The following is an 18,858-nucleotide window of genomic DNA, read 5'->3' as shown; positions in this document are numbered from 1 at the left end:
ACGAGGGTTGCTCTATGAACGGCAAAAAAAAGAAAAAGAAAAAAGAGGGTGCCCAGAAATATCCCGGAGCATCCCAATCTCCTCCCGCAGCCTCAGAAAGTAATTTTCCCGATAACAACCCCTATAATTTCATTCCTTTCGGGCCGCCGGTGCGGCTGCGTCCGGCCCCGCCTTCCCATAAGCGCCTCCAGGGACTCAGCGGCACCATCACCCTCCATCTGACCAACGAGACCCCCATGTTGGTGGCCCAACGGGTCAATCCGGAAGACGAAACGCCCCCCAAACTGGAGAACTTCAAAATTGGGCACAAGTTGGCCCTGCCCGGCACGGCCCTCAAAGGCATGCTCCGGAGCGTCCTGGAGGCCGTCACCAATGCCTGTTTCGCCATTTTTGACGGCGAGCGCCTGGACTACCGCATGGCCACCCAAAACGCCCTTCGTCTGAAAGCCGGCCGCATCACCAAGATGCCAGCCCATGGTCAGGATGGGGAAATTGAGGAAATGGACCGGGCCTGGGTGGCCATGAATGGAGCGCCTAATCAGGTAAAGGCCAAGATAAAGGGTACTTCGCAAGATATTACCCTCGCCCGAGTTCTAGCCGGTACGAGGAGCGGGCAGGAAGTTTGGGTAAAGGGCAGGGCTATAACCGAATATATTAATTCCCGCGGCATACCCATTCGTGCTCCCAGTGGCTCATTTAACTTGGTGACGGCGGTTTCTCCAACCCGGGCCGCCGGTTTTTCCAGAGCCATCTACAAAATCACCGCAGGCAGCATCAATAACAAAAAGCGGGATCGGTTTTTTGTTTTTAAAAATCCAGCGCCTACCTACACATTCGGCAACGCCGAAGTGGAGGACTACAATAAAGTTCTGGCAGGGCAGTTGGAGGAAAAGAAGAAACGCGGCGGTTTTGTCATAACCGAGGATCAACCGTTAGCCGTGGGAGCCCTGGTTTATTTTCTTGTGGAAGGCCACTGCGCCGTGCGCCTCAGCCGGGTGGAAATCCCTCGCACCCGGTATAATAAAAGCCGGGCCGACCTGCTGCCCCAAATGTTTCATAAATGTACTGACCCGAATAATCTCTGCGCCGCCTGCCAGCTTTTCGGGTTTGTAGCGGACGTGCACAGCGCCCGGGGGCGGGTCAGCGTCAGCGATGCCGAATGGCTTTCCGGTCCGGGCGAACTTGACCAGTTCTTCCCCTTGAAAGTATTGGGCGAACCGCACCCCACGTCCTACAACTTTTATCTCATTGATCCCACCAACCCTGAACAGGTTCGCAACTATGACGGCCACCCCGTTACCGACACTAGAGGACGGATAAATGAACAGGTCACCGGTGAGGTGCAGCTCCGGGGCCGGAAGTTATATTTCCACCACCCGAGAAAAGACTGGGCCGCGTACCGATGTCCGGATCCTCAGCAATTCCGAAAAGTCATCAACGAAGTCAAACCCCTTAAGTCTAATAACACCTTTAAATTCAGGGTGAATTTCCGCAACCTCAGCGAGATAGAGCTCGGCCTGCTCTTGTATTGCCTGGTGCTTGAAGACAACCTCCGGCACAAACTGGGGCTGGCCCGGGCCGTGGGTTTCGGGACCGTGAAGATTACCTGCCAATCTTTGCAGCTTTATCAAGACGGAGACCGCTACAGCTCTCTTGAAACCACTCCCCAAGATGCCACTACTGATTTGCAAACATATATTGACGCCTTCAAAGCGGCCGTAGCCACGAGCAACGACGAGGCAAAACCTTTTGATGAGCTTTCAAACATCCAAAAGTTGAAAAAAGTCCTGGATCCGTCCCAGGTGCCAGCCAACCCTGATTATCCTGGGTTTCAGTGGTATGTCCACAACCGTAACGTCTCTTTAAAGCCGTTATAATAGTCCTTATTCGAAACCAACAGCGCCTTTATGGTGGCGTGAGAGCGAGGCTGGCAGACGACAGAAGCAGGATAACATTATACTGTAAAGGAAACACAATGCCTTCTAAAGCCTTCCCCCACACCTGGATTACCCTGTCCGGCCACCATCTTTATGAGACCTTGAACCCGTTCTGGCTGCACCTGGACCAGCAACTGGCTAAACCCAAAAGCCTGCATCTCTGGATCACCCCAGAGCAGGCCGATCTACAGCAACAGCTGCAGGCTGCCCTGATTCTTCTGGGCAAACATTATCACGTGAATTTTAAACTGGAGTTCCATGCCTTCGATGAAGAAGACGTGGACCAGTTTGCCGGTCAGGTGCGGCAACTGTTCAGCCGCCTGCAAGCAGATTCTCCTCAAGTAATACTGGACATCTCGCCTACCACCTGGAGCTTCGTGCCGCTGATACTGGTGGGCCAGGCCGCCAACCTGCAGCCGCCGTGTCAGATCATCTATCTCCAGTACGGCAGCCACCTGTTCCGGCAGCGGCCTTATCCCCTGATACCCCGACAGGCCGTGCGGCTGCATCAGGTGCCAGTTTCAGGATGGCACAGTGAGGAAGAGACCCCATGAAAAGTTTTGTGCTCCCGGCGCCCCAGGCCATCCTGCTATTCAATGCGCTCTGTGATTTGGAGTTTGCCCGCGACCTGAGACTCCAGGTCCCATTGTTGCGGGACCTGACCCTAGTCCATTGTCAAGCCGGGGCTGGGGGGATGCATCTGGAGAACCTGGTCTCTCCTAAGACCTACGAAAACAGGCATCAGCAGATAACCAGGGTATTGAGGGAAAGTATACGGGAGGAAATCCCGGACTACCGCCGTTTTCGGGACAGCTTTTACCAATGCGGCGCCCTGCTGCCCCAGGGCTGCGAAACCCTGGCGAATCTGATACAGGAGGCCGGCCGCCGCCCCCTGACTCAGGGAGGAGACGTGTATTATCTGGCCTTGGACACCAATCTGTTGCGGGATCGGTTCTATTCCACCTATCTGCGCCAACTCCGCCAGCGGCCCGGCATCGATTTTGTCCTGTGCGATACGGTTCGGGAGGAGTTGAAAAACCGTCGGGCCAAATTCAGCCGCAAAGCCTTGCAGGAGTTCGACGTCCTGAATTTTCCGTTTTTCCGGGGACTGTTCAGCAATCAAAACCACCTGGAGGACCGCCTGCGTTACCTGGGATTTCTGGAATATAACCGCTTGCGGGAAGAGACCGGTTGCGTGGAGTTGGATTCCCCGCCGCCTTTGCCGGGAATGTCGGCTGATCGCCTGATCCGGGATGCCTACAGTAATTTTGTGGAGGCCGGGCGCAAAGTAGTCTTCTTGTCTCGAGACCAGGAAATCATCCGCCTTATGACCGGTGAGGATAATGTCATTCCCCTGGCCCTGGTTCAGGGCGAAGACCTACCGGACACCCTGGAAATGGGCTGGGACCAGTTTCTGACCTGGCTTTATATCCTTGGTCTCCACTATGGCCGCATCACCCTGGCGGTAGGCACCCTGCCGGTGGCGGTCCTGGACGCCGTCTGGAGCCGGAAAAAAGTCCAGGAATGGGAAGAGTCCCGGCTGAGGCTGGAATTGTTGCTGCCGGTAGCCGGAGAACAGGCCGATCCCGAAGCCGTCTTTTTGGCCAGATCGATCCAAAGGCACGTGGAAGTGCTGCCGGCCCTGGAACAGATCACGGGAAAACGTTGGGTCCTGTAATGCCAGGGGGGAGGTCTACCTTTTCCTGACAGAAAGGTTCTGCCGGCGGGAACTTGCCAGAGGGGTCCTTATCATGATGGCGGCACCGACCTCGCTGTTTTTAGAGATCTGCTCCATTACAGTCCTCCTGGATGCCTGGCGGCGGATTCAAAAAAAGGGGGCCCGGGGAGGTTTGGACGGCGTCAGTGTCCAATCTTTCGGCGACCAGGCCGCCAGCCATCTCGAAGACCTGCGGCAGGCGCTCCAGGCTGGAAACTACACACCCGAACCGCACCAGAGAATTAAAGTGCCGAAACTGGACGGCTCCGGCGAGTTGCGCCCCCTGTCTCTGCCCACCATTAAAGATAAAATTGTCCAGGAGGCGGTGCGGCGCATTATCGAACCGTTGTTCGAACCGGAGTTTCTTCCCTGCAGCTATGCCTACCGACCCGGCCAGGGTCCCCGGCGGGCTATTGGCAGGGCTATTCATTACCTGGAGCATGATAAATGCCGGTGGGCCGTACATGCCGACTTTGATAAATTCTTTGATACTCTGGATCACGAAGTTCTGCTGCGGCGTCTCCAGGAAAAGATCAAGGAGCTACCGGTCCTCAAACTCGTCCGCATGTGGCTGCGCACCGGCAGTATCGGCGCCAAGGGAACCTATGATGATGCGGATCTGGGCGTTGGCCAGGGCGGCATCCTCTCACCCCTCCTCTCAAATATTTATGTTCATCCGTTGGACGTTTACCTTACCGACAAAGGCCACCGTTATATACGCTACGCCGACAACGTCCTCATCCTGGCCGACAGCCAGCCCCGGGGGACAGAGGGTCTCAATGATTTAATCTATTTTTCCCAGGAAATGTTGAAACTGCGACTTAATCCCGAGGCCAAGCCCCTGCGGCACGTGGCCGATGGCTTCACCTTTTTGGGTATCCATTTCAAAGGTCGCCACCGCCGCTTGAGTGACCCCAAAATGGAAAAAATCCATCGGAAAATCGATTGGCTGACCAACAGGCGCCAACGTCGGGACCTGACGAAAATTGTTGCCGACCTGCAAGAAGCTCTGGACGGCATCCGGCGTTACTACACGGTGATCAATCCCCAGGCCCAGTTTCAGCAGTTGGAAAAGCATCTTAGAAATCGCCTCAGCCAACTAGTGGCAGAACATTTCCGCCGGGGAACTTTCAAAAAGATCAGTGATGCCGCCAACATCTTGACCCCTCTCACCTGGCTGGCCCGGCCGGACCCCGAGGCCCAGGCCCAAAAAGCCCAGGAAGTAGCCCGTCAGGGCCGGGAAATGGCCCGTGAGTTCAAGGGCGCTCCCGGTAGCAATGCCGCCCTGCAGTCCATTTCCAAACCCCCGAAAGAAAAAAGAGATAGAGCAGTAGAACAGACCTCCAGGTCTGTTCCCACGCCGATCCCAACGTCTGTCCCGGCGACTGACCCTGCGGCCGCAGCCTACCAGAACGGCGGCCAGGCAGATGGTGCAACGCCTCCCTTCCCAACCCCGGCCGCAGATCAGAAACCTGACCAACAGGCTGGGAAGTCTGCCCGGACAGATACCGCAGGGTCTGGGGCAGCCCCAGCTGCTCCCGGTATTTCCGAGATTTCGGAGGCGGCCCCCTGGGACGAGACGCCGCAGGCCGCCCTGGCCCAGGCGGATCAGGCCGTAGCCCGTAAAAAACGAAAATATATCAAAAAACTGGCAGTTGAAACCGAGGTGGCGGTCACAAGCCCCGGGACCTTTGTCGGCAAACAGGGGGGGCGTCTGTTTATCCGCCGGGAGCGTAAACAGGTCTACAGCATTCCCCTCATCAAGGTACGGGGGCTGAACGTACACAGCTCCGGGGTAACCCTTTCCAGCGATCTTATCAAAGCCCTGAGCGATAAGAAACTGGCCATCCACTTCTGCACTCCGGGAGGCGAACCCTATGCCCTGCTGCACGCCCCCATCTCCCCCCAGGCAACTTTAAGCCGGTTGCAGCTCACTGCGTCGCAATCCCGTACCGGTTTAGAGCTGGCCAAAGAATTTGTTGACGGCAAAATTCGCAATCAACTTAATCTCCTGAAATATTATCTTCGATCGCGTCAGGCCGAGACTGAGGATCCTTACACCAGCCTCTATCCTGAAAAATCGTCCATCCTGCAGCGTTGCCAACAAGAATTAGGAAAGTTACAACTTGACGAAGACTATGATACCGGACGCAAGCGCTTATTCGCCCTCGAGGGACAGGCCGGTGCTGCTTATTGGGCCATGATCAAAACCTTGCTGGCTCCCGAGATAGACTATCCCGGCCGAGAACGGCGCGGCGCCGTTGATCTGGTTAACTCTTTGTTAAACTATGGTTACGGTATGCTCTATCCCCGGGTGTGGCGGGCCCTGCTGCTGGCCGGTCTGAATCCCCACATCAGTTTCTTGCATTCCTTCCAGGAACAGAAGCCCACTTTAGCCTTTGATCTCATTGAAGAATTCCGCTCCCAGGTGGTGGACCGAGCCATTCTCAGCATGTTGACCCGGGGCGAAAAACTGACGCAGATAAAATCGGGGGCACTGCTGACGCAGGAGACCCGACGCAAAGTCATTACCCAGGTGGTGGAGCGTTTAGGATCCCTGCATCCGTATCGAGGCCAGAAAGTCTCGCTGGAGGAGATTATTCGGCGACAAGCCCGCCTGTTGGCCGACCACCTGGAGGGCAAGAAACGCTACCGCTCTTTTCGGGGCCGCTATTGAGGCATTTAACGGGCCGGACATCTTCAAACTTTTCGAAAATCGGTCCAATGAGGTTCTTTCTCTTTGAATACCAATAGGTTGGAGCCGATAAAAGCCGATTTTGGTCTTGGGTCAAAAAGTTTGAAGATCCCCCCCCTCGGGACCGGGCGTTAGGGGATCTTCAAACTTTTTGGTTTTGGCCCCTCAAGGCCCAACAATCGCATCTATATCTATAAATAATTCAATATGGTAGCCATGACAAAAAATAGATACAAGCTCACAAGCGCCAAAAGTTTGAAGATGTCCTTTTCAGGAAATATTTTTGGGATCTTCAAATATTCAATAATCCTAATATACTAGTATTAATCAATAGATATCGAGATTGTGAACATGCACTCTGCGAAGTCGGCATTTTATTCCGGGACATCTTCAAACTTATTTCGGGAATAACGAAAAGAGCAATTTTTCTCTTGACATGTCCTCTATGGTTGTGGTTAGCTAAAAAGCAAGGATGCTCGCTGAGCGGCATAAAACCTGCTCTCTGCTTCATTGACCTGATTACGAAGGGATTGCGACGCCAGTGGCCTCCAGGGACTCTAGCCCCCAAATGGTCTCTGCTTCATTGACCTGATTACGAAGGGATTGCGACCTTTGGCTCTATTCCGAAGCGCAGTTTCCACTTGCTCTCTCTCTGCTTCATTGACCTGATTACGAAGGGATTGCGACTCAGCTCTTCGTAGCTGATCCCCTCAGCAGCAGCTTTGGCTTTCCTCTGCTTCATTGACCTGATTACGAAGGGATTGCGACGCCGAGATCAAGGCTGCATTGAAATCCCTGTGAATATGTGACTCTGCTTCATTGACCTGATTACGAAGGGATTGCGACAAGACCAAATCCCGGCACTACCCGAGGAACAAGAGACCGCTCTGCTTCATTGACCTGATTACGAAGGGATTGCGACCAGGATTTTCTCAATCAAATTGACGTTTTCCACGGCCCATACTCTGCTTCATTGACCTGATTACGAAGGGATTGCGACGATAAAGCCAGGTACGAGTAGCGAGGACTGAGGACTGAGTAAAATACAACGCTTCGAAGATTTGATTGCTTGGCAGAAGGCTCGGTAGCTGGCTAAGGCGGTGTACCTGGTTGCCACGAAGGGGGAATTGTCTCGGGATTTTGGGTTTCGGGATCAGATCAGGCGGTCGGCCGTATCAGTCATGGCCAATTTGGCGGAAGGGTTTGAACGGGGCCGACGGACCGAATTCCATCAGTTTATTTCCATTGCCAAATCCTCTTGCGCCGAATTACGGTCGCATCTCTATCTCGCCCTTGATATTGGCTATCTTGATCAAGAAACATTTTCCCGGCTGCATGCCATGACCGAGGAACTCTCCCGAATTTTAGGAGGTCTCCGGGCGTCCGTGGAGAAGCAGAAGGGTTGAGGAAGCTTCACCACTCGGTCCTCAGTCCTCGGCCCTCGTTACTGCCCTTGGCCTGTGCCAAATCCTCTTGCGCCGAATTACGGTCGCATCTCTATCTCGCCCTTGATATTGGCTATCTTGATCAAGAAACATTTACCCGGCTGCATGCCATGACCGAGGAACTCTCCCGAATTTTAGGAGGTCTCCGGGCGTCCGTGGAGAAGCAGAAGGGTTGAGGAAGCTTCACCACTCAGTCCTCAGTCCTCGGCCCTCGTTACTGCCCTTGGCCTGATTAGAAGGGATTGTGACGATAAAGCCAGGTACGAGTAGCGAGGACTGAGGACTGAGTAAAATACAACGCTTCGAAGATTTGATTGCTTGGCAGAAGGCTCGGTAGCTGGCTAAGGCGGTGTACCTGGTTGCCACGAAGGGGGAATTGTCTCGGGATTTTGGGTTTCGGGATCAGATCAGGCGGTCGGCCGTATCAGTCATGGCCAATTTGGCGGAAGGGTTTGAACGGGGCCGACGGACCGAATTCCATCAGTTTATTTCCATTGCCAAATCCTCTTGCGCCGAATTACGGTCGCATCTCTATCTCGCCCTTGATATTGGCTATCTTGATCAAGAAACATTTACCCGGCTGCATGCTATGACCGAGGAACTCTCCCGCATTTTAGGAGGTTTGGGGGCGTCCGTGGAGAAGCAGAAGGGTTGAGGAAGCTTCACCACTCAGTCCTCAGTCCTCGGCCCTCGTTACTGCCCTTGGCCTGTGCCAAATCCTCTTGCGCCGAATTACGGTCGCATCTCTATCTCGCCCTTGATATTGGCTATCTTGATTAAGAAACATTTTCCCGGCTGCATGCTATGACCGAGGAACTCTCCCGCATTTTAGGAGGTCTCCGGGCGTCCGTGGAGAAGCAGAAGGGTTGAGGAAGCTTCACCACTCAGTCCTCAGTCCTCGGCCCTCGTTGCTGCCCTTGGCCTGTGCCAAATCCTCTTGCGCCGAATTACGGTCGCATCTCTATCTCGCCCTTGATATTGGCTATCTTGATCAAGAAACATTTTCCCGGCTGCATGCTATGACCGAGGAACCCTCCCGCATTTTAGGAGGTTTGGGGGCGTCCGTGGAGAAGCAGAAGGGTTGAGGAAGCTTCACCACTCAGTCCTCAGTCCTCGGCCCTCGTTACTGCCCTTGGCCTGTGCCAAATCCTCTTGCGCCGAATTACGGTCGCATCTCTATCTCGCCCTTGATATTGGCTATCTTGATCAAGAAACATTTACCCGGCTGCATGCCATGACCGAGGAACTCTCCCGCATTTTAGGAGGTCTGCGGGCGTCCGTGGAGAAGCAGAAGGGTTGAGGAAGCTTCACCACTCAGTCCTCAGTCCTCGGCCCTCGTTACTGCCCTTGGCCTGATTAGAAGGGATTGCGACGATAAAGCCAGGTACGAGTAGCGAGGACTGAGTAAAATACAACGCTTCGAAGATTTGATTGCTTGGCAGAAGGCTCGGTAGCTGGCGAAGGCGGTGTACCTGGTTGCCACGAAGGGGGAGCGGAGCGCACCCCGCCTGCTGGAATGGTCCGACACCGATTTTCATGGTTTGCGGGTGACCTACAGGCAAGGGCAATTATCGAGCCATCGAGGTTTTTACATGTAGGGTGGGCACTGCCTACTATTCCTAGATCTATTCTCAGAAGGACATTTCAATAAAATTGCATTCAAGCGGTCGTCGATTCGACTCCGTCCAGCTCCACCAAAGCCTAGAATCGAAGGGCTAAGTTTACCGGAGCTAACCTTTTTTCTTTTTTAGCGACACCCCGGTATACTGATAGGAAAGGGCAGGCTAAAAGCGCCTGCCCTTTATCATATCCTTCCGCTGGTGTGGGGAGGTGCTTAGACCTTGTTGACCTTCCTATATCCCAAGAGAATGATCATGCCGCTGGCCAGAAGCAGTAGGCTGCCCGGCAGCGGGACCGTCCCGCCGGCCATATCACCGGTCATATTGTCAACTTCCCAATAATTGCCGCTATCATGGACAATGACGTAAGAAATGTTTTGGCCAACCGGCGCATCTACCCGCAGCCATACCATATCGGTATAACCCTGCTGGCGGGTACAAGGCCCGGTTGATGCACTGTCGAGGAGATTATCAGCGGCGTCATAAGCCTCTACAGAGAAATTCGAGTAGCTGCTGACGCCGGTTTGGAACCAGGTGCCGTTCTGATCGTCAAAATCAATCCGGCCCCAATTACCCGAGGTTCCCAACCAGGCGCAGACATAATCATACATGTTGTAATAGCCGGTGCCATAGCTAACGCCTTTATTTACAGACGTAACATTGTAGCCGCCGGTAGTGATGTCGCAATACCTCCAGTTCAAGCCGGCGGAATTAGTAAAGGTTACCCCCGGGATACCGACGATTTGGCCACCGTCATTGCCCAGACCCTCTTCGAAGTTCATGAAGAAGGCCGAAGCGCTTCCGGCGAGAATCAGAATAAAACCTAATAAAACTAAACCGGTTAAACACCTTCTTTTCATAATCTCCCTCCCGAAATGAATACCTTCAGTTAAATCTCGAAAGAACGTTAAAACAATGAAATACTTTCACCTCCTTTGGGAAAAATAAAAACTATACCGTGACCTGCTGCAATAATTACGCCAGTAAAAAGAGGCTAATAATTCAATGGGTTATATTCCTGTCCAATTACCCAACGCCTATTAATGTATTAATTTTTAAACATAAATTTGCGATAATATTAATATATATAATCATATCAAGTAGATGATATGTTTAAAAAGATTAACACAGATAATAACTAATAAAAAGAATTTTACAATAGTGAAGATTATGAAATTATTAGAACTTTTCCGGATGGCGGAAGAGCGGCAGGATGACGGGCAGCCAGGTTGGATGACTTATATAAAAACAGAATGTATTTGTAGTAGGGTGGGCAATGTCCACCTACGCCTCTACGCCTCTGTTTTCATGCTTCGTTGTGTTCGGCAGAACATGTGAACTTATATAAAAACAGTGAGCGGTGGGCAGTGGGCAGAAAAAACATTATTGTGAGCAGCCGCTACGGTTCGGTTTTTATATTTCGTTGTGATCATCAGAACGTGACAACTTGGGCGGAATTTTGATGGGCGGCGGGAATATGAGAACATTATGATATGAGCGCCGATCAGGGCAGATGCATTGCCTGCTTTTCCTGTTCCTCTGCCTCAATCAGGTGCAGGTTGATATGCCGCCGGCGGAGGTCCACGCGGGCTACCTGAACGGTGACCTTGTCGCCGATGTGGAAGCTGCGGCCGGTGCGTCGGCCAACCAATCGCATGCGGGATTCTTGAAAGGCATAGTAGTCGTTGGGCAGGTCGACCAGCCGCACCAGGCCCTCGGCAAAAATCTCGTCCAGGGCGACGAAAAATCCGAAGGCGGTAACGCCGACGATGACGCCGTGGAAGATTTCGCCCACGTGCTCCGCCAGGCACCGGACCTGCATGCGGGCCAACATTCCCCGTTCGGCCTCGATTGCCACCCGCTCCCGAACGGTAAGCTGTTCGGCCTGTTCCCCTAGTTGTTCGGCCTCCTGCGGGGAGATGGTTTTACTCTCGAGGCGTCTTAACAGCAACCGGTGGACCAATAGATCAGGATACCGCCGGATGGGGGAGGTAAAATGGGTATAGGAAGAAGACGCCAGACCGTAGTGGCCGACGTTGTGACTGGAATACCGGGCCTGCTTCAGGGAGCGCAGGAGCATGACCTGCACCATGAAGGCCAGGGGCAGGTCCTTGATGCTGTCCAGAAAATTTACTAAAGCGCGGGGGTCGCGGTCAACCTCTTTGGGCAGGACAAACCCGAGTTTGGCGAGGAATTGTCGGAAAGCGGCCAACTTATCACCCTCGGGGACATCATGCACCCGGAAGATGCAAGGCTCGCCTAAAAATTCGGCTACCGCCTCATTGGCGGCGATCATGAATTCTTCAATCAACTGATGAGAGAGCAGGTGATCCAGGCGGCGGATATGGTAGGGTATACCCTGATCATTGAGCAGCACTTCGGCCTCGGGTATAGTAAGCAGGAGGCTGCCTCGCTGACGGCGGTGCTCCCGCAGCAGGAGGCAGAGGTCGGACATCTGGGTGAGCATTTTGACCAGAGATTTACGCCCCCGTCGGAGTTGGCGGTCTCCCTGGAGAATCTGCTCCACTTCGTCATAGGTCAACCGGTCCTGGCTGCGAATGATGCTGCGGGCAAATTCTTTGGTCTTCAGCCGTCCGTGCCGGTCATAGGTGAGAATGACCGTTACAGCCAACCGTTCCACCCCCGGATTCAGACTGCAGATGCCGGTAGACAGCTCCGGAGGAAGCATCGGCAGGACCCGCTGAGGGAAGTAGACGCTGGTCCCCCGTTTGGCCGCCTCCTGGTCCAGGGCCGAACCGGGTTGAACGTAGTAGCTGACATCGGCAATAGAAACGTAGAGCACCGAAACGCCGCCGGGTTTTTTGATGAGGGCGACGCCGTCGTCAAAATCCCGCGCCCGCAAAGGATCAATGGTAATGATGGGCAGGTGGGTAAGGTCCAGACGTCCTGAACGGGCTGATTCCGGTATATCTTGAGGTGCAGCCAGGGCCTGCCGCTGAGCGGCAGCAGGAAACTCGTGAGGAAGTTCGTATTTCAGGATGACCACTTTGACCTGCACTGCGGGGTCTTCCGGGGGACCTAAGACTTCCACGATTTTGCCCAGGGGATTGAGCCGCGCCGAGGGGTAGTCGGTAATTTCGGCAACCACCATCTGGCCCACCACCGGCGCCAGGGAGTGATCATCCGGGATGACTAGATCAAAAAGCAGGTGTTCGTCTTCGGGAGCGACAAAATACCTGCTGCCGGTCTCATGCAGAATCCCCACAACCCGCGTCACGCGGCGCTCCAGGACCCGGATGATCCGACCCTCCTGTTTGCCCCGCCGCCCCCGGCGCTCCAGGCGCACGACCACTTTGTCACCGTGCAGGGCCTCGGTGAGATTGCCAGGATTGATGAAGATATCTCCGGTTTGGCTCTCGGGGGTGACAAAGCCGAAACCGTCGGGATGAACCGAAACCTGGCCGACAACGAGGTTCATGGCGGCAGTCAGTCCGTAGCGGCCTCCCTCCAGAGCTACCAGCTTGCCCCCGTTGATGAGCTCTTGAAGATACTCCTCTAATTGTCGCTTTTTGGAAGGGCGCTCTCCCAACCGCGCGGCCAGCTCCTCCAGACCAAGGGGATGCTGGACCTCCCGGAAAACCTGCATGACTGCCTCCAAGAGGCGGCGCTGGCGTTGGCGGGTCTTTTTCATAATCGTTCTATATAGATTCCTCACCCTAAAAAGGCTCATCTATCTCTTGGAATTGAATCAAGCCGAGACAAGAAGAACCGAAATAAATTGCTAACCGAATGTATCATGTTTTTGATCTGTCGGTCTACAAGAAGTTTTCTTGGCCAGGCTGCTAGCTGCCAGCATTGGAGTCATAATTTGTAGGAGATTGACCTGCTGACTTTTTTTGTATACCATTCTCATGTGAAAGCAGTGGGCAGTGGGCAGTAAGTGGAAAAAGCATTATTGTGAGTACTGCCAAGGTTCGGTTTGCAGGATCCGTTGTGGTTTTTAAACATAATGAACCTCGTGCCAAATAGCTGTCTTGGTCATCCTTGACAAAGTGGGAAATCTTTGCCTCTTAGGGACATTAGATTATTCGCTCAGCTCAGAATGACCAAGGAGGGAAAGATTAATCTTGCAAGAGCCGATAATGATAAGTGGTTTCTAAGAGATGCGCCCTTCCTGGGATGAATATTTTATGCTGATCGCCAAGCTGGTGAGTACCCGTTCCACCTGTAACTCCCGGCCGACTGGGGCGGTGTTAGTCAAGGACCGGCAGATTCTGGCCACCGGCTATAACGGTTCCATGCCCGGCGCACCCCATTGCACCGACCAGACCATGCCGGATGGCAGTCCCTATTGCCATCGCCGGGCTTTGCAGGTGGCTGATTCGGATAAATATAACTTCTGTCGGGCTTCCCATGCCGAAGCCAATGCCATTGCCCAGGCCGCCCGGCACGGTGTCGCTATCAAGGGGGCTTCCCTATACGTCACTCTGGAGCCCTGCTATGTCTGTCTCAAGCTGTTGGCCACGGCCCAGATCGACCGGGTCTACTTCGAGTTGGGTTATGACTCCAAAGACGCCGACCGCGATCGCTACTGGCGGCGGCAGGCGGTCTGGGAAGCCGGATTTTCCGTCTACCAGCAGCTTGTCATCAGTCCTGAAACGCTGGCCAACGTCGTACCGGCTCTAAGCGAAATTACCTCCCGGCGGCGTCTGTTGTCGGTTTGAGGAACTGAAACGGCTTGACCGGCGCTTGGGGTTGAAAGACTGGCTTCCTGATAACGCCCCGACTACCTTCATCCAAACCATCGATATTGGTCTAACGTCTTTTTCCCTTTTGAGCTTATGCGCCTCTTGACGCTCGGCCGCCTCGTGCTTACCTAATAAATATACGACTCAAAAACCGATTTAATCAAATATATCTTAAAGATAAGGAGGGTATAAAGATATGCCGTGGTATACCTTTGAGCCGTCCTGGGAACCTTTTCGCGATCTGGATCAATTGCGTCGGGAAATGGACCGGTTATGGGAACAGGCTATTGGTCCGGAGCGTTATCGCCGCCGGGTTGGGGTTTTCCCTCTCTTAAACATCTCGGAAGATAAAGAAAATTTTTACGTCCGGGCTGAACTGGCCGGCGTCCATCCCGAAGATATTGAAATCACTCTAGAGGATTGTAAGCTCAGGGTTCGGGGTGAACGCAAGATTCCGACTGAAGAAAAGGTCGTGGGCTATCACCGCCGGGAGCGGGAGGCCGGCTCTTTCCGCCGCGTCATCCGCCTGCCCGAACGTCTGGATGCCGCCAAAGTGGAAGCAGCCTTTAAGAACGGTATTCTCACCGTCACCCTGGCAAAACCGGAAGAGGTAAAACCCAAACAGATTACTGTGAAGTGCGTCTGACAGGAGGTGAGCTTTATGGCTGATAAGGAACTACAACCCAAAGAGAAAGAAGCCGCACCGGTCAAGATGGAGACCACCCGCCCGGGAAGGGTTTTTCTACCGGCAGTAGATATCTACGAGACCCCTGAAGCCATCGTCCTGCTGGCAGACATGCCAGGGGTAGCATCGGATAAGGTTAATATCGATTTGAAAGAAGATCAATTGACTATCAGCGGTGAGATCAGCCCGCCTATGGGTCAAGGGGAACATCTCCTGGTTCGGGAGTATGACACCGGGAACTTTCTCCGGGAATTTACCCTGGGCCAGATAGTAGATCAGAGCCGCATCGAGGCTGCTATGAAAGATGGTGTCCTGCGGCTGGTGTTGCCCAAAGTGGAGCGCGCTAAACCTCGCAAAATTGAAGTCAAGACTGCATAATCCCATCAATTCAACCTTTCGGGGAGGCCAGGGGGCCTCCCTTTTTCATTTTTTATATCGTATAATAGCTGATACGGCGCCGGATGGGTGATCTATAAGTGTTTTAGTTAGCAACACCCATCGCCAATTTTTATAGTGCCTTTGGTGAGATGGTTTTCTGCCGCCTGAAACATCTCGAAGGATCGCCGCACGTTTCATAGCAACAAGATTCTTCGCGGTATTATCCGGATGACCGCCAGGGGAAAGTCGATGTCCGTAGAGCCTCACGTGGTGGGTAGGGACCTGGAGGGCTACGCGGTCAGTTTCACTTTACAGTTAAGGAGTGGCCAGCATGGATTGCCAAAAAATCCAGGATTATTTCTCGGCCTATTTAGACGGGGAGCTTTCCGAGAGCCAGCGGGATTCGGTCAGCAGTCACCTGGCCGTCTGCAGCCAATGCCGACGGGAGTACGAAGCCTGGTGCCGACTGTGGGAAGCCCTGGCGGCGGAGCAGGTGCGAGCTCCGGCGGATTTAGCAGACCGGGTGCTAACTCGGCTGCCCTCCCGCTGCCGTTCGTGGTGGCCTTCTCTGGCCCTGGCGGCTTCGCTGGTAGTCGGAATATTTCTCGGAAGTCAGTTGGGGATGAGTCTGCATGAAGTTGCCAATCCCCAGGGGCTTAATGGGTCTCAAGTGGCCTGGGAGGAGGAGTTAGAAGCAATTCCCTCACAGTCATTAGGCGCTATGCTTGCTTCTTATGACCCGGACAACGGCAATAGTCTATGAAAAAAAATTGGCTGCTTTATCTGGTAATTTTTTCCCTGGCCCTCAACTTCGGTACCATCGGGGCTCTGATTTACTTCCGTACCCAGGATACCTTGGCCCATAGGATGGAAGTCAGGCCCCCCAGACCACATCTGGGTAAGGTTTTGCACGCTTTAAATCTCGATGAGCAGCAGAAACTGGACCTGGAGCAACGGCTCCGTCTCAATCGTCAGAAGGGCCATGATCTCCTGGGAAAGTTGGCCCAACAGCGGCTGCAACTCTTTCATCTGTTACAGGCGGAGAAGCCGAACGAAGAACAGATCTTCGCTACCGTCAGAACGATCAATGAGAATCAGCATGCCTTGGAGCAGCAGATGGTCGGTTTTCTGCTGGAAGCCAAAAAAATCCTGCGGCCGGAGCAGCAACAGGAATTGTTGCATCGGGTCGGCCAGCGACTCTGTGGGCCCGGTTCCTGTGGGCCGCCTCCCCACCGGGGTAGGGGGCTGGGGGGGCCGAGGTAAAGATGCTCTGTTGGACAACCTGGGGATCAGGGTTTGTTCCCATAAGGCGAGGTCAAACAATCATCACCCCGGGCTTTATACTTTTAATCCGGCCGATCTGTTCGGGTTGGGTTAATTTCAATAAAAAGGTTTTTTAACAGTCGGAGGAAACCAATGAATCTGAAAAAATGGTTGGGCGGCGTTCTGGTGTTGGCCGTGGGATTAGGTTTCTTGCTCACGGAAGTTTCCTGGGCGCAGTCCAGAGGTCGCGGCCCGGGCGGAGGCGGCCGCAGCGGCGACTGCCCTTATGCTGCTACTGATCAGGAAACCGGGAGCGGCTGCCAGGCGGATCAAAAACGTAGCCGTCAATCAAAAGGCAACAAACAGCGGCAGCGCTTGCGGGATGGCAGTTGCTCTAATCAACCGGCGAAGACTCCCCAGCAGTCCGCTCCGGCCAATTAATGGAGGTTGATTATGCCATGCGAGTTCAGACTGGTTCTGCCAGCGTTTTTCCTGGCGCTGGTCCTGGGTTTGGGATCAGAAGCCTGGGCTCAAGGCGGGCGTTTTTATGATCCGCAGACCGTTGTTACTGTGAAAGGACAGGTGGAAAAACTGGAGGTGATCAACCGACGTGGCGGGGCGGCGCCCTCAGGCCGGCAGGTGCAGTTAATCCAGCTCAAGACCGCTCAGGGCACCTTTCTCATACACCTGGGGCCATCCTGGTTCATGGAACAGCAGAAACTTGCCCCTCAGGTAGGAGACTCTCTGGAAGTAACCGGGTCCAAGGTTTCTACCCGCCGAGGGGAAGTCATCATGGCGGCTGAAGTTACCTGGCACGGTAAGACCTTGAAGCTACGCGATGCTCAGGGAACGCCGGTCTGGAGGGGCCAGGGGGGAGGCCGCCAACGCCCCGGAGGTCCCACTCAACCCCAATGATCAGGGGAAAGGCGGTTATACTTTTATCGGATAAAAATCTTGCCAAACCGAGAGCTTCATGTTACACATAGCCTTATTTAAGGGCGGTTAACTCAGGGGTAGAGTGCCATCCTCACACGGTGGAAGCCGCTGGTTCAAATCCAGCACCGCCTACCATAAAAAAGAATAAGGGGGAAACGGTTAAGACCGCTTTCCCCTTTCTGGTTTTTGGAGTTATGACCAGGTCCAACAGGAGGGGGTTAGCTCATGGCCGAAGAAAAAGCGACGTCTGAATGGAGAAAAGAGACTCTAGCGGTTCATGCTGGCGGCATGAAAGAGGCCATCTTCGGAGAAGTGTCGCCTCCTATTTTTCAGACCTCCACCTTCGGCTTCACCAGCGCCGAAGAGGGAGCGGCCCGGTTTGCCGGGGAACAGTCGGGGTATATTTATACCCGGATGAACAATCCCACCGTCAATGCCCTGGAAGACGCCGTGGCGGTCTTGGAAAACGGTACCTGGGCCGTAGCTGCCGCCACCGGCATGGCGGCCATTTCTACCGTGTTACTGAGTTTATTGAGCCAGGGGGAAGGGGTAGCGGCTGGAGACTGCCTCTACGGTCCGACTCGCGTGGTCATACAACGGGAACTGCCACGATTTGGCATCCGATCGTTCTTTGTCGACACTTCGAACCCGGAGTTATTGGAGGAAATCCTGGGTACCCGACCGAAGCTGGTGTTTCTGGAGACGCCGGCCAATCCTACCATGAAAATTACCGACGTAGCCGCCGCCGCCCGCCTGGCCCATGCGGTAGGTGCCTTGCTCATAGTGGACAACACCTTTGCCACCCCGTATTGTCAGCGTCCGCTGGAGTTGGGGGCGGACCTGGTGGTGCATAGTCTGACCAAGGCCTTAAACGGCCACAGCGATGTCCTGGGGGGTATGATTGTGGGCCGGGATGATGGCCTAGAGAAGAAGATAAAAAAATTCGTGACCCTGACCGGCGCGACAATGGATCCGCATCAGGGCTGGCTGATCTGGCGGGGGATGCGTACCTTGGCCCTGCGCCTCGAGCGGGCCCAGGCCAATGCCTTGAATCTGGCGGAATTTTTACAGAATCATCCAAAAGTTGCCTGGGTGAGTTATCCGGGTCTCCCCAATCATCCGCAGTACCGGATTGCCCGGCGGCAGATGGAGGGGTTCGGCTTTATGCTCAGTTTCGGGGTCAAAAGTGGTCTTGAGGGGGGGCGAATCCTGATGAATCACCTCAAACTGATCACTGTGGCGGTTTCTTTAGGCGGGGTCGAATCACTCATCCAACACCCGGCTTCCATGACCCACGCCAGCCTGCCCCGCCAGGAACGGGAACAGGTCGGCCTGACCGATGATTTGGTACGCCTGTCCGTGGGGTGCGAGGCCATAGAGGACCTCCGGGCCGATCTGAATCAGGCATTGAATCGGATTGCTTAGTTGGCGGTAGCTGCCAGTGAGTATATCCGGTAGCAGGGTATGAAGTTGG

The 18,858-nt window shown here is 54.1% G+C and carries 19 protein-coding genes, 1 tRNA gene and 1 CRISPR repeat array; of the genes, 18 read left to right on the top strand and 2 right to left on the bottom strand.

Translation table 11 applies throughout. The annotated features are described in order from the left end of the window. Positions 1–14 precede the first annotated feature (14 nt). The 9 genes from DESAC_RS13880 to DESAC_RS13835 all read left to right on the top strand — a co-directional run bounded on the left by DESAC_RS13880 (position 15) and on the right by DESAC_RS13835 (position 9,094). On the top strand, positions 15–1,877 hold the full coding sequence (locus DESAC_RS13880; protein WP_013707705.1) for a TIGR03986 family type III CRISPR-associated RAMP protein: 1,863 nt from the start codon (positions 15–17) through the stop codon (positions 1,875–1,877). A gap of 98 nt (positions 1,878–1,975) precedes the next feature. Continuing rightward, positions 1,976–2,491 (top strand): hypothetical protein, encoded by a 516-nt coding sequence (locus DESAC_RS13875; RefSeq protein ID WP_013707704.1) that lies wholly within the window; start codon positions 1,976–1,978, stop codon positions 2,489–2,491. Then, the gene (locus DESAC_RS13870) at positions 2,488–3,615 is read left to right on the top strand and encodes a PIN domain-containing protein (protein WP_013707703.1); all 1,128 of its coding nucleotides are present in this window, start codon (positions 2,488–2,490) and stop codon (positions 3,613–3,615) included. Before DESAC_RS13875 ends, DESAC_RS13870 begins: the two co-directional genes overlap by 4 nt. Positions 3,616–3,688: 73 nt before the next feature. Then, positions 3,689–6,331, top strand: coding sequence for a CRISPR-associated endonuclease Cas1 (gene cas1 / locus DESAC_RS15490; RefSeq protein WP_013707702.1), 2,643 nt, complete (start codon positions 3,689–3,691; stop codon positions 6,329–6,331). A gap of 518 nt (positions 6,332–6,849) precedes the next feature. Beyond that, positions 6,850–7,349: direct repeats of the CRISPR family, unit length 37 nt; unit sequence CTCTGCTTCATTGACCTGATTACGAAGGGATTGCGAC. Positions 7,350–7,437: 88 nt separating this feature from the next. Then, the gene (locus DESAC_RS13860; RefSeq protein WP_237671398.1) at positions 7,438–7,755 is read left to right on the top strand and encodes a four helix bundle protein; all 318 of its coding nucleotides are present in this window, start codon (positions 7,438–7,440) and stop codon (positions 7,753–7,755) included. After that, positions 7,752–7,970: a four helix bundle protein gene (locus DESAC_RS13855; RefSeq protein ID WP_237671361.1), complete on the top strand. Its 219-nt coding sequence runs from the start codon at positions 7,752–7,754 to the stop codon at positions 7,968–7,970. The genes DESAC_RS13860 and DESAC_RS13855 overlap by 4 nt, the downstream gene beginning before the upstream one ends. Positions 7,971–8,131: 161 nt before the next feature. After that, positions 8,132–8,449 carry a four helix bundle protein gene (locus tag DESAC_RS13850; protein WP_237671397.1) on the top strand — a complete coding sequence of 106 codons (318 nt, stop codon included), beginning with the start codon at positions 8,132–8,134 and terminating at the stop codon, positions 8,447–8,449. Positions 8,450–8,660: 211 nt separating this feature from the next. Continuing rightward, positions 8,661–8,879, top strand: a complete 219-nt coding sequence (locus DESAC_RS15925; RefSeq protein ID WP_237671362.1) for a four helix bundle protein — start codon at positions 8,661–8,663, stop codon at positions 8,877–8,879. Then, positions 8,876–9,094, top strand: a complete 219-nt coding sequence (locus DESAC_RS13835; RefSeq protein ID WP_237671361.1) for a four helix bundle protein — start codon at positions 8,876–8,878, stop codon at positions 9,092–9,094. The genes DESAC_RS15925 and DESAC_RS13835 overlap by 4 nt, the downstream gene beginning before the upstream one ends. A 534-nt stretch (positions 9,095–9,628) precedes the next feature. Here the strand turns inward: DESAC_RS13835 and DESAC_RS13830 are convergent. Then, complete coding sequence (locus DESAC_RS13830; protein ID WP_013707701.1) at positions 9,629–10,273, bottom strand: hypothetical protein; 645 nt, start codon at positions 10,271–10,273, stop codon at positions 9,629–9,631. 644 nt (positions 10,274–10,917) lie between these two features. Beyond that, positions 10,918–13,065, bottom strand: coding sequence for a ribonuclease R (gene rnr / locus DESAC_RS13825; RefSeq protein WP_052301970.1), 2,148 nt, complete (start codon positions 13,063–13,065; stop codon positions 10,918–10,920). A gap of 499 nt (positions 13,066–13,564) precedes the next feature. On the opposite strand from rnr, the gene DESAC_RS13820 reads away from it, so the two are divergent. The 9 genes from DESAC_RS13820 (at position 13,565) to DESAC_RS13780 (ending at position 18,809) form a co-directional block, all read left to right on the top strand. Further along, on the top strand, positions 13,565–14,098 hold the full coding sequence (locus DESAC_RS13820; protein ID WP_218915685.1) for a deoxycytidylate deaminase: 534 nt from the start codon (positions 13,565–13,567) through the stop codon (positions 14,096–14,098). A gap of 220 nt (positions 14,099–14,318) precedes the next feature. After that, positions 14,319–14,768, top strand: coding sequence for an Hsp20/alpha crystallin family protein (locus tag DESAC_RS13815; RefSeq protein WP_013707697.1), 450 nt, complete (start codon positions 14,319–14,321; stop codon positions 14,766–14,768). 15 nt (positions 14,769–14,783) lie between these two features. Continuing rightward, the gene (locus DESAC_RS13810; protein WP_013707696.1) at positions 14,784–15,185 is read left to right on the top strand and encodes an Hsp20/alpha crystallin family protein; all 402 of its coding nucleotides are present in this window, start codon (positions 14,784–14,786) and stop codon (positions 15,183–15,185) included. A gap of 331 nt (positions 15,186–15,516) precedes the next feature. Beyond that, on the top strand, positions 15,517–15,948 hold the full coding sequence (locus DESAC_RS15485) for a zf-HC2 domain-containing protein (protein WP_013707695.1): 432 nt from the start codon (positions 15,517–15,519) through the stop codon (positions 15,946–15,948). Next, positions 15,945–16,448 (top strand): Spy/CpxP family protein refolding chaperone, encoded by a 504-nt coding sequence (locus DESAC_RS13800; RefSeq protein WP_013707694.1) that lies wholly within the window; start codon positions 15,945–15,947, stop codon positions 16,446–16,448. Before DESAC_RS15485 ends, DESAC_RS13800 begins: the two co-directional genes overlap by 4 nt. Before the next feature lie 153 nt (positions 16,449–16,601). Next, positions 16,602–16,889: a hypothetical protein gene (locus DESAC_RS13795; protein WP_013707693.1), complete on the top strand. Its 288-nt coding sequence runs from the start codon at positions 16,602–16,604 to the stop codon at positions 16,887–16,889. A 12-nt stretch (positions 16,890–16,901) separates the two neighbouring features. Then, complete coding sequence (locus tag DESAC_RS13790) at positions 16,902–17,363, top strand: MamS/MamX family magnetosome protein (RefSeq protein WP_013707692.1); 462 nt, start codon at positions 16,902–16,904, stop codon at positions 17,361–17,363. Positions 17,364–17,444: 81 nt separating this feature from the next. After that, positions 17,445–17,519 (top strand) — tRNA-Val (locus DESAC_RS13785). A gap of 90 nt (positions 17,520–17,609) precedes the next feature. Further along, positions 17,610–18,809, top strand: coding sequence for a trans-sulfuration enzyme family protein (locus DESAC_RS13780; protein ID WP_013707691.1), 1,200 nt, complete (start codon positions 17,610–17,612; stop codon positions 18,807–18,809). The last annotated feature ends 49 nt before the right edge of the window (positions 18,810–18,858 follow it).

The organism is Desulfobacca acetoxidans DSM 11109 (assembly GCF_000195295.1).
In the GTDB taxonomy this organism is placed as follows: domain Bacteria; phylum Desulfobacterota; class Desulfobaccia; order Desulfobaccales; family Desulfobaccaceae; genus Desulfobacca; species Desulfobacca acetoxidans.
The sequence above is the reverse complement of the archived record's forward strand: the minus strand, read 5'-3'. Positions and strand labels throughout refer to the sequence as shown.